At 31.5% G+C, this 10,452-nt stretch carries 13 protein-coding genes, 1 tRNA gene and 1 pseudogene; 8 read left to right on the top strand and 7 right to left on the bottom strand.

Annotated features, from left to right (window positions below; genetic code table 11):
• Nucleotides 1–111: 111 nt before the first annotated feature.
• The 3 genes from PHC28_RS10740 to PHC28_RS10750 are packed head-to-tail and all read right to left on the bottom strand — an operon-like array spanning nucleotide 112 to nucleotide 1,069.
• On the bottom strand, nucleotides 112–363 hold the full coding sequence (locus tag PHC28_RS10740; protein WP_300099931.1) for a hypothetical protein: 252 nt from the start codon (nucleotides 361–363) through the stop codon (nucleotides 112–114).
• An 11-nt stretch (nucleotides 364–374) separates the two neighbouring features.
• The gene (locus tag PHC28_RS10745; RefSeq protein WP_300099934.1) at nucleotides 375–527 is read right to left on the bottom strand and encodes a hypothetical protein; all 153 of its coding nucleotides are present in this window, start codon (nucleotides 525–527) and stop codon (nucleotides 375–377) included.
• The gene (locus tag PHC28_RS10750; RefSeq protein ID WP_300099937.1) at nucleotides 527–1,069 is read right to left on the bottom strand and encodes a hypothetical protein; all 543 of its coding nucleotides are present in this window, start codon (nucleotides 1,067–1,069) and stop codon (nucleotides 527–529) included. Before PHC28_RS10750 ends, PHC28_RS10745 begins: the two co-directional genes overlap by 1 nt.
• 92 nt (nucleotides 1,070–1,161) lie before the next feature.
• On the opposite strand from PHC28_RS10750, the gene PHC28_RS10755 reads away from it, so the two are divergent.
• From PHC28_RS10755 to PHC28_RS10780, 6 genes and pseudogenes are all read left to right on the top strand, one after another.
• Nucleotides 1,162–1,410, top strand: coding sequence for a hypothetical protein (locus tag PHC28_RS10755; RefSeq protein WP_300099940.1), 249 nt, complete (start codon nucleotides 1,162–1,164; stop codon nucleotides 1,408–1,410).
• Between the two features lie 173 nt (nucleotides 1,411–1,583).
• Complete coding sequence (locus tag PHC28_RS10760; RefSeq protein WP_300099943.1) at nucleotides 1,584–2,024, top strand: KTSC domain-containing protein; 441 nt, start codon at nucleotides 1,584–1,586, stop codon at nucleotides 2,022–2,024.
• A 166-nt stretch (nucleotides 2,025–2,190) separates the two neighbouring features.
• Nucleotides 2,191–2,424, top strand: a complete 234-nt coding sequence (locus PHC28_RS10765; protein ID WP_300099946.1) for a hypothetical protein — start codon at nucleotides 2,191–2,193, stop codon at nucleotides 2,422–2,424.
• A 243-nt stretch (nucleotides 2,425–2,667) separates the two neighbouring features.
• A complete protein-coding gene (locus PHC28_RS10770; protein WP_300099949.1) occupies nucleotides 2,668–3,447 on the top strand; it encodes a DUF4369 domain-containing protein in 780 nt (259 codons plus the stop codon).
• A gap of 18 nt (nucleotides 3,448–3,465) precedes the next feature.
• A pseudogene (locus tag PHC28_RS10775) lies at nucleotides 3,466–3,852 on the top strand (TlpA family protein disulfide reductase); the annotation flags it as partial.
• Between the two features lie 177 nt (nucleotides 3,853–4,029).
• Nucleotides 4,030–4,110: transfer RNA gene (locus tag PHC28_RS10780), tRNA-Tyr, on the top strand.
• 295 nt (nucleotides 4,111–4,405) lie between these two features.
• Here PHC28_RS10780 and PHC28_RS10785 read toward each other — a convergent pair.
• Complete coding sequence (locus PHC28_RS10785) at nucleotides 4,406–5,173, bottom strand: TSUP family transporter (RefSeq protein WP_300099952.1); 768 nt, start codon at nucleotides 5,171–5,173, stop codon at nucleotides 4,406–4,408.
• A gap of 87 nt (nucleotides 5,174–5,260) precedes the next feature.
• On the opposite strand from PHC28_RS10785, the gene PHC28_RS10790 reads away from it, so the two are divergent.
• Nucleotides 5,261–5,782, top strand: coding sequence for a hypothetical protein (locus tag PHC28_RS10790; protein ID WP_300099955.1), 522 nt, complete (start codon nucleotides 5,261–5,263; stop codon nucleotides 5,780–5,782).
• A 1-nt stretch (nucleotide 5,783) separates the two neighbouring features.
• Here the strand turns inward: PHC28_RS10790 and PHC28_RS10795 are convergent, their stop codons facing one another.
• From PHC28_RS10795 to PHC28_RS10805, 3 genes are read right to left on the bottom strand one after another with little or no spacing between them, the layout of a single operon-like run.
• Nucleotides 5,784–7,847: a M1 family metallopeptidase gene (locus tag PHC28_RS10795; protein ID WP_300099959.1), complete on the bottom strand. Its 2,064-nt coding sequence runs from the start codon at nucleotides 7,845–7,847 to the stop codon at nucleotides 5,784–5,786.
• A gap of 3 nt (nucleotides 7,848–7,850) precedes the next feature.
• Entirely contained in the window at nucleotides 7,851–8,396 is a 546-nt protein-coding gene (locus PHC28_RS10800; protein ID WP_300099962.1) for a DUF1697 domain-containing protein, read from the bottom strand.
• A 40-nt stretch (nucleotides 8,397–8,436) separates the two neighbouring features.
• Complete coding sequence (locus PHC28_RS10805) at nucleotides 8,437–9,303, bottom strand: DUF2971 domain-containing protein (protein WP_300099965.1); 867 nt, start codon at nucleotides 9,301–9,303, stop codon at nucleotides 8,437–8,439.
• Between the two features lie 216 nt (nucleotides 9,304–9,519).
• Between PHC28_RS10805 and PHC28_RS10810 the strand changes: the two genes are divergently transcribed.
• The coding region (locus PHC28_RS10810) for an OB-fold nucleic acid binding domain-containing protein (RefSeq protein ID WP_367278020.1) at nucleotides 9,520–10,452 on the top strand (933 nt) is incomplete at its 3' end.

Below are 10,452 nucleotides of genomic sequence, written 5' to 3' on the forward strand. Positions count from 1 at the left end.
TATCTATAGTTTTAGCAATGAGTTTAACTTTTTATGGAATTTATATTTAATATAGAACAGGAGAAAAACCTTTAGAAAACTGCGCAAACAAAAAATAGCTTATAAGAAAGATTAAAATTTATCTTCCTCATCAGAAAAATTATCTGTTGATGGGTTTATTTTTTGATGCAATTGATTTAATAATACTTGATAATGGCTAATTTCCATCAAGTCTTCGTCGTCTTCCGAAAAATCAAGTATTTCGTCAAGCATTTCGCTTACTTCAACCAGTTTATTATTGGCTTCCTTGTTTTGTTTACCGACAATCAAGTCAATTATTTCTTGTACTTCTTTTTTTAAAGTACTAAACTTATCCTTTTCCATATCTTGATTGTTTAAGAATCTCCTGAAGTATTACTTTCGTTGAATTTCTTCACAATGAGTTTCAATTTTTCCTTGCGCAACACTTTGGCTGCTTTTACTTTATCTTGTTCTTTGTGCAACTTATCGTTGTGTTTTTTGATGTTTCTTTCGTTGTTTCTTCCCATTATAGTTCTCTTTTTATTTCTTCTAATGTTTTATTGGTAAAAATTAATTGATTAATTATTTCTTTTCGCAAAAAATCTAAATCTTCATAGTCAAAATACTTTGCCCAAGAAGTCAAATTGAATAAATTACGAATTTGTTTAATCTTTTTTGTAGTTTCAAAACTCGTTCTTAAAATTGCTTTGTTGTCATAATTCGGATTATTTTTATGCTGATAGTTGACAGTTTTATTGATATAATTAGCTTCTAAATAATATAATTCTTCTTCAGCATTATCAGGATAAAATTCGTTCCAAGCTGCAAAACCTAATTTTGTTTTAGATGTTGATTCAGGTTCCATAGGTTCTAATCGCCATTTGCTGTTAGCCAATCTTCCCCAGTGGTTGGATAAACGATACATTCCTTTCTCTGTATAAAAATATTTACTCCCAGACTTACTATCATATTGAACAGGCATTCCTTCAATCTGGTCAGCAAACACTTCTTGAAAAACACAAAACGTATTTTTGAAAGATTTGGGACTTGGGCGAAATGCTGATTTCATAGCACAAAGATAATCAGAATGTCAAGAACTTCTCAAGACAAACAATAATTGATTAACTTTGCTGCATAGAATATCATTAAAACAATTTGATTATGACCAAGTCTTCACAAGAAAAAATGCTGCAAAAAGGAATTTATACTGGAATAGTAGAACAAGACGAAAACAATAACTTTTTTTGCGGCGAATATCTATTAGATTATAAAATGGCTAAGTCCAATCATACCCTTGGAGATTGGATTACTATAAAATCAATCATCGAAAATCCGAGTGACATCAGTTACAACAAATACCCCAAAAAGTCTAAAAATTTTGATAAAGCCAACAATAAGCCGCAACAATAGTTCCATTTTTAGCTTATTTTGCCCATCTAAAAATCAAAAAAATAGTCAGTTTTTTGATTTTTTTTTTGTCATAAACTAAAAACATAAAAAAAAGTGTACCTTTGCAAAAAATTGTCAATTTTGAAACTAAATTACATTAGTTACATATTAAAAGACAAGTAGTTACCTTATTTATGAAAAAAATAGTTGAATACCGAAAGTTACTAAATGTAGACAAAACTGCTGAACTAAAAGATTTGAAAACCATTTATCGCAATGCGATGAAAGAAGCTCATCCTGACAAATTTCAAGGAAATGAAGAAGGTTTAAAAGAAGCAGAGGAAAACAGTAAAAAAATTATTGAAGCTTATCACTTTTTGGTAAGTATCAATCCTGAAACAATTAAGCAAAACTTACCAGAATACACTGAAACTATCTCAATTTCAACGATTTCTGATTATAAATTTGTTGAAGGAAGATTAATTATCAATTTTTCTAACGGAAGTGTTTACGAATATATCAGTGTACCAAAAGCAACTTATGTAAAAATGGTAAATGCTGATTCTCCTGGAAGATTTGCAAAAAGACATATTTTAAACTCTTTTACTTGGAGAAAAACGATTAACCAAGATTAATTTTATTATACCAAATACTCACAAGCATTCCGAGACCCGGAATGCTTTTTTTGTTTCTTTTATAGCAGTAATATTACAAATTCTATGAAATTTTTATAAATATTTGATTCTAGTTAATTTATTTTAAGTATTTTAGCCGTCCCTTAATTTTAAAATTAATCTAAGTATGAATGAATTATACCAACAATATAAAAAACAACATAAAAACGCTAAAGAAATTCTAGATATTCTTGAAAAAAATAGAGCAGAAATAGATTTTAAACTTAAATCTGATCCTTCAAATGCTAATTTGCATAAAGATTTAAGAAATGTTAATATGGACATCCGGATTACAATGAATGAAATAGAACATACTGAATTTCGCATTCTGGAATATGAATCTAATACAATTTCTCAATAAAAACAATAAAAAAACACTCTAATTCAAGCTATTGACATAGCTTGATTTTTTTTTAAACTCTTAGCAATACGTTTTACTTACTCCGCAATAATGACTACTTAATATATATTTCCATATAACAAATAAAACATTAAAACTATAACAAAAATTTAGGGATTAAAATTCTTAATATTTTATAATTTTAAATACTTTTGCTCAATTAAATCAACTAACTAATAATTAAAATCAATTAACTAATTTATAATGAAAAAAATATTTTTATTACTGTCTGTTTCCCTTTTTCTTGTTTCTTGTCTAGGAAAAGATGAATACATTATTTCAGGTACCGCTAAAGGAATTGAAAATGGAAAAACAATAATTCTAGAAACACAAGACCCAACAGGAATGGGCTTGAAATCAATTGATACAGTAAAAGTAGAAAATGGTAAATTTGAAATAAAAGGAAAAGTAACTGAACCTTCTTTTCATATGCTACAAGTAGAATCAATAAATGGAAAAATTCCCTTTATCTTAGAAAATGGAAAAATTACCATTGAAATTAATAAAGACAGTCTAAACAAATCCAAAATTTCAGGAACGTATAACAATGATGAATTCGTTAAATTTAACGAAGAACTTATTCAAATTCAGAAGAGCTTAATTGATTTTCAAAAGAAAAATACGCCAATGATGAATGAGGCACAACAAAAAGTACCTAAAGACACTGTCGTAATCAACAAATTGATGCAAGAATTTTCTAAAATTCAACAAAATGTAACAGAAGTATCTAAGAAAAAATATTTAAGCTATTCTGAAACACATCCAAAATCATACATTACTGTACTAATTATTCAAGGTATGATGAACGACCCTTCAGTAGATCTTAAGAAAGTTGAAAAATTGTTCGCAGGTTTAGATGAGTCATTAAAAACTACTGTACCTGGAAAAACAATAAAAACAAAACTTGATCAAGCCAAAATGTCTTCAGTAAATGCCACACCACCAGTTGATGCAACGCATCCTACTGCTGGTGACGCTAAATGAAGGTCAGATTTTTCAGCTCCCAATCCTGATGGAAAAATAATTTCTTTGAAGGAAAGTTTAGGAAAGATAACAATTGTAGATTTTTGGGCCTCTTGGTGCGCTCCTTGTAGAGCCGAAATGCCAAATTTAGTAGCAATTTACAAAGATTTCCATTCAAAGGGTTTAAATATCGTTGGAGTTTCTTTAGATAAAGATGCCACAAAATGGAAAGAAGCTATTGCAAAAAACAAATTGAATTGGGTTCAAGTATCCAATTTAAAGCAATGGGAAGAACCTATTGCGGCTCAATATGAAGTTCAGGAAATCCCTTCTACTTTTATACTAGATGCCTCTGGTAATATAGTTGCAAGAGGTTTGACAGGAGAAGCGCTTAGATCAAAAATCAATGAACTTTTATCAAAATAATATACTTATCATTACAAATAAAAAAATCTCCCTAGTGGAGATTTTTTTATATATTATTCAATACCAATACATTGAAAATAATACCAAAATTAAGTGCAAATATAATTTGGAAACCTAAAAACTGTTTTTATATTTGCAACCGCTAAGAGCAATTATCGCAAGCGATAATACGGTTTTGGGGAGATACTCAAGCGGCCAACGAGGGCAGACTGTAAATCTGCTGTGTGAACTTCGCAGGTTCGAATCCTGCTCTCCCCACGATTAAAAAAACAATAATTCTAAAACCCAGTAAATCTTATGATGTACTGGGTTTTTGCTTTTCTGATACCTTCAAAATATTCATTCTATCTTCTCCACAACTTTTTGGATTGATTCTTTTTTTGTGAAAGATTACACAGATTTTTTTTATTGGATATTCATTAGAGTTGGCTCCCTATACAATTCTGAGCTGTCTAAAGAAAAAAACTGTATCTCCGAAAAAAAAGTGTGTTTATTGACTTGTTTAGTGTATCCTCGTATGCGACTATGAGGTCAGGAGATATAGAAACTTTATTTATTTATCAAAAACATCATAAGCAAACCGAATCAAGGTTCCAATAACGACAACCAAAAAGAAAATTCGGATAAATTTATTTCCTTTATTGATGGCTAATTTTGCACCAAGCCAACCACCAAAAGCATTGCAACAAGCCATAGGAATTGCTATTGCCCAAATAATTTTTCCTTTCAACATAAACAAACATATCGAACCAAAATTGGTCGCCAGATTAACCATTTTTGCATTGGCAGAAGCGTGCAAAAAATCAAATCCCATCAAAGCGATGAATGCTAAAACCAGAAAACTTCCTGTGCCAGGTCCAATAAATCCATCATAAAAACCAACCACAAAACTAATCAAGACAGCATAAAGTACTTGGGTTCTGACTGAATGTGATTTCTCAATATGTTGTCCGAAATTTTTCTGAGCATAGGTATAAATCACCAAAAACGAAAGTACAACAAGCAATAAGGGTTTCATAAAATCATTGCTCACATAAGTCAACAAAGTCGAACCCAAAAATGCTGATGGAAATGCTAAAACCATCATTATTATTAATAGTTTCCAGTTCATTTCAACCTTTTTTAAATATTGAAAAGCAGCAAAAGAAGTTCCGCTAAAAGCAGGTATTTTCAACGTTCCAATTACTGTTGAAACAGGAAGATTGGGCAGCATAATCAATCCAACAGGGGTTTGAATCAATCCACCACCTCCCACGATGGCATCAATAAATCCAGCAGCAAATGCTGCTAAACAAAGTACAATTATAATATAAGCTTCCATTTGTTCAAAAATTTTACCAAATGTAATCTATAAGTTTATTGGTTTATTCGTTAATTTGTCTTTGGTTAATAAATTTTTAAAATCACAATGGATACAACACGAATAATAGAATTAGTAAGTTATACTTTGCCAACATTGATAATGGCTTTTGTTGCCTATAATTTCTTTGAATTATACACGAAAAACGAAAATGAAAAAAGGAAATATTTGTTGCAAAAAGACACAAAACCTGACGCTTTATCCCTGCGTTTACAAGCTTATGAGCGGATGACATTGTTTTTAGAGCGCATTAATCCATCTCAATTATTAGTTAGAATTACACCCATTTCAGAAAATAAAATAGATTATCAAAACTTTGTCATTGCACAAATTGAGCAGGAATTCGAACATAATTTAACGCAACAAATCTATATTTCCGATGAATGTTGGTCAATAATTATGACTGCCAAGAACGCTACAATTCAAACAATATTATTGGCTACACAAAATGAAAAAATTAGCGATGCCAATCAATTGAGAGAAAATATGCTAAAAGATTTGTTTGATAAACCATCGCCAAGTAACGCTGCGTTGTTATTTATCAAGAACGAGGTAAGCCAATTATGGTAGATTACTCTTTCAACAATCGGTTCAATTGAAACTGTTCTTTCTCGCCTAAATTAGGCAAAATTCTTTCGAAAGAAACTCTAATTTCTTGATTTTTAAGCAATATTCGAATACTTTCTCTTCCAAATTTTGAAAATTGCCATATGTGATGGGTTGTTGAGTTGACCAAATTTTTTAAAACTGCATCATTTATCAAATGGAAATCAATCAGTTTTTCCAATGCATTTTGTCTTGTTGTTGCTTCAAAATTGGGTGAAGAATAATTAATCAATTCATTGATTAAAATAGCTTTATTTACAGAATAATTTGTGGTTGACAATGCTAATGACAACCATAAAGTTCTCAAATTATAATCATTAAAACCTATCCAATTCTTTGATTTGTCCAAATATTCAAAGCGATGTTCAGGAAAACTATTCCATAAATTATACAAAGCAATTTCTTGTGTTTGATACGATTTATCATCCAACAAGCTTTCATATTGCTTTCTAAAATCTTCAGGAATTTTGTTAAAAATACTAGCAACAGCTTGTCGAACCTGAGTGTTATTAGTCTCCAATGCAAGAGTTAATAAATCCTTTTTATCTTCAAATTTTTCAGTTTTCAATTGGTAAACGATGGCTTCTTTTACAGAAAAATACGCATCTGATTGGAGGATTTTCATAAATAATTCCTTCTTTTCTAATAAGGTTTTATTTCGTAATTCATTGATTTCTAAAAGCGCTTGAATTGATTTATTTTTAGAAAGTAAATCATTGGCAATTTGACTGTTAAAAGCAGCAGTTTCAAGCCATATTTTACTAAAATTAACTACATCATAATTCGAAACTTTCTTGATTTCGGCAAGGAATTCTTGAGTATTTACGTTTTCAAATGAATATTTTTTGAAATAATTTTGAACAGCTTTTTTAAAGGCCTCCGCTCCGATTCCATCTCGCAGAACGTGCAATGCCCAAGCACCTTTTTGGTAAAAACTCAACGAACTCGCTTTTTCATTCATTACTGGAATTGTATCTGTCTTTGAAGCTTGTTTTAATTCTTGCGCATATTCGTATAACTTCGAATAAAAATAATCATTACCATAAATAGCTTTCTCCGATAACAAAGCATAATAGGTAGCAAATCCTTCTTGTAGCCAATGATGTCTTCCACCTTGAGCCGTAACCAAATCACCAAACCATTGATGCGCCAATTCGTGAGCATTGACATTCGTGTAATTTCGATCTTCAAAACCTGTAGAATCTACAACATAATGAGTTGAAAAAAGCGTCGCCGAAGTATTTTCCATTCCACCGTAAAGAAAATCCCGAGCAGGAATTTGTTTGTATATTTTCCAAGGATACTTCACTCCTATTTCCTTTTCCAAAAAATCAAAAATTTGTTTAGAATACCGATAAGTAGGTTCAAAATCAGCCAAAGTATTGGGTTCATAATACATTTCCAAAGGGATTCCAGATTTTGAAAACTCAATTTTCTTGTCGAATTTACCAATGGCAAGCATCAATAAATAAGAACTCATTGGTTTTTGCATTCGATATTCCCAGTAAATATTATTATTATTTTTGTATTTATTTTGTAAAATTCCGTTCGAAATAACTTGATAATTGGCATCGAAAGTTACACCTAAATTGAAGACAACTTTTTCGTTTACATCGTCAAAACTTGGAAACCAATTACTGGTATATTTTCCCTGACCTTGTGTCCAAATTTGTAAATTATTTGTTGCTTTGGAACCTATAAAATACATCGTTTGTTTTGGACTTGCTGTATATTCAAAACTCAGACAATTTTTCCCTTTTTGGAACTGAAAAATCAACTGCAATTGCTTGCCAGTATTGATATAATTAATATCCTTGTCATTAATTTTCAAATTCGAAAAAGTCATATTCTGGGCGTCAATTTTGATAGTATCGATGGGTTTTAATACTACAAAATGGTAATTTATCGCTCCAGAAACCAATCTCTCCTTGGGATCAATAGTAATTTGCCCCAAAACCGATTTGAAATCAACGGATTTGGTTTGTTGGGCAAATGTAATAGTGCAAATTAAGAGTAAAAGGTATTTCATACTTTATCTTTCTTCATACATTTTTAACAATTGTGTCACGGTATTCCAATTTCGGATAGTTGCCGTTACATTCAATTTCTTTTCAACGTATTTCTGGTCAAATCTTGTTTTTCCTGCGCCAACGGCATATTTAATGTAAATTCTATTGGCGTCAATACTAGCCTCGTCAGGTTTAAATTGGCTAATTCTCAAGTCATTGATGCTATCGCTTTGCAATACTTTAGAAACAAAAGCCACGTATAATTTTTTGATGTCAAAGTCTTTCTCTTTCAAAAAAGGATTGTTCTTGAAACAGGCTTCTAAATCCGCTTTACCAATAACTACGATGGGAACTTCGTGACCAAAAGCCTTGAAAATTTCCTGTTTTATTTTGAAACCAACGGCAGCAGGATTCTCTTCCTCGGTATCCACAAAAACATTTCCCGATTGTATATAGGTTTGCACGTTTTGGAAACCAATAGCTTCTAAAGTCGTTTTCAAAGCCTCCATTTTTATCATATTGTGACCGGAAACATTGATGCCGCGAAGGAGTGCGAGATGAGTTGTCATTTCTTTAGATTTAATAAGGAATTACCTTAAATGATTTCATTTATCTATATGAGGCTTTAGACTTTTTTATGTTAACGTTTCCAATATTTAAAGTTTCTAAATATACAGATATTGCTGAAGGCATAGTTAAGTTTTTTGGACCAATTATTACTTCTTTAATTGGAAAAACTTTTCCATTGTTTGAAAAATCTAAATCAATATATGTTTTTGGAGCATTACCTGACATTAAAAACTTGATTTCTTGACCTTTTGACTCTTCTCCAAAAGCAGTTCCTCCATAATCTACAAACTTCAATGATTTGTTACTTTTCTCAAAATTTATTAGATGAACAATACGAACTTCTTTTTCTTCAGAAAAAGCTGGATTCTTGTACGATGCTAAATCAAAAGCTAACATTGTGCAAATTTCCATAAAATCTTGACCAAATTTTTCTACTTTAGATTGAGACTGTTCAACATCATAGATTGCTTTTACAATTTTCTTAACCTCCAGAATCTGTTTTTTTTCAATATATTCAACTTTTAAACTTCTTATTGATAATTTGAGTAAATCTTGAGCACTAAATCCAATTACGCAACCATTTCCATCATCAGCATAAGCTCTCCATTGACTTAAAACATCTCCATCAAGTGAAAAGCTTGAAGCAAGTAATAATCCTTTCATTCCTGAAAAGTGTATCACTTCATCTATTGCATCTAAAAATTCTTCTCCCAATTCAGAAAGAAGCTCAGTTGCAGCTTTTTCCCAAATTGAATAACCCCAATGCATTTCTAGATAATCATTCATAGTAAATAAATCGCATAGGCGAATTGTTTTGTTCGTACAAATCGCGTGAAACGCATTTGAATCACAATAGTGATAAAGTAATTCATTACGTTTTGGTTTAAATACTCTAGGAATTATCATATTGCATATTTTTTAGAAAATGTTTAACAATCACTTAATATCATTAATTAAATAACATTCAATTCACCAAATATATCAATTTCCTACTCTATTTTCAAACAATCTCATTTCCTATTTTCCAAACAAAAAACTATCTTCGCTTCATCAAATTAAATATCCAATTTTATCCGCGCCTTTACGAAGTAAATCCGCGTCATCCGTGTCCAAAAAAATAGTATGCAGCAAAACCTCCTGGAAACTCCCATCGAATACCTCAAAGGCGTCGGTCCCAACCGTGGTGCTTTGCTTCGCAAGGAATTGGGAATTCACAAGTATGGTCATTTGCTCAATTTTTTTCCCAATCGCTACATCGACAGGACACGTTATTACAAGATTAACGAATTACAAAATAATATTGCCGAAGTCCAAATCATCGGCAAAATAATCAATGTCAAAACCGTTGAATTTGGCAAAAACCAGAAACGATTGGTCGCCACATTCGTTGACGATACGGGACAAATGGAACTCGTTTGGTTTCAAGGTCACAAATGGATTCGGGAAAGTTTAAAACTCAATGAAATGTGCGTGATTTTCGGAAAATGTGCTTCTTTTGGGAATACATTCAATATGGCGCATCCCGAAATCGAGTTGATGACGGAACACCAACAAAGCCTGCGCTCGGCGATGCAACCCGTTTATCCATCGACGGAAACCTTGGCAAATCGGGGCATTTCGAATCGCGTGATCAACAAAATGATGCAGCAGTTGTTCTTGGAAACGCAAGCCAAATTCTCCGAGACTTTGCCCGACTATTTGACTGCCGAATTAAAACTAATTCCGAAAAACGCTGCTTTATTCAACATCCATTTTCCAAAAAGTGCCGATGCTTTGGCGAAAGCCCAATTCCGATTAAAATTTGAAGAATTGTTTTTTATCCAATTGCAACTCATAACTAAAAACCTGATTAGAAAGCATAAAATTAAAGGACATCCATTTGTAAAAGTGGGTGAATATTTTAATGTGTTCTATCAAAATCACTTGCCTTTTGAGCTTACAAATGCTCAAAAAAGAGTAATCAAGGAAATTCGTACCGATATGGGCAGTAATGCTCAAATGAATCGATTGTTGCAAGGAGATGTGGGTTCGGGGAAAACTATTGTGGCTTTTATG

The sequence above is a fragment of the Flavobacterium sp. genome, from assembly GCF_028712645.1.
In the GTDB taxonomy this organism is placed as follows: domain Bacteria; phylum Bacteroidota; class Bacteroidia; order Flavobacteriales; family Flavobacteriaceae; genus Flavobacterium.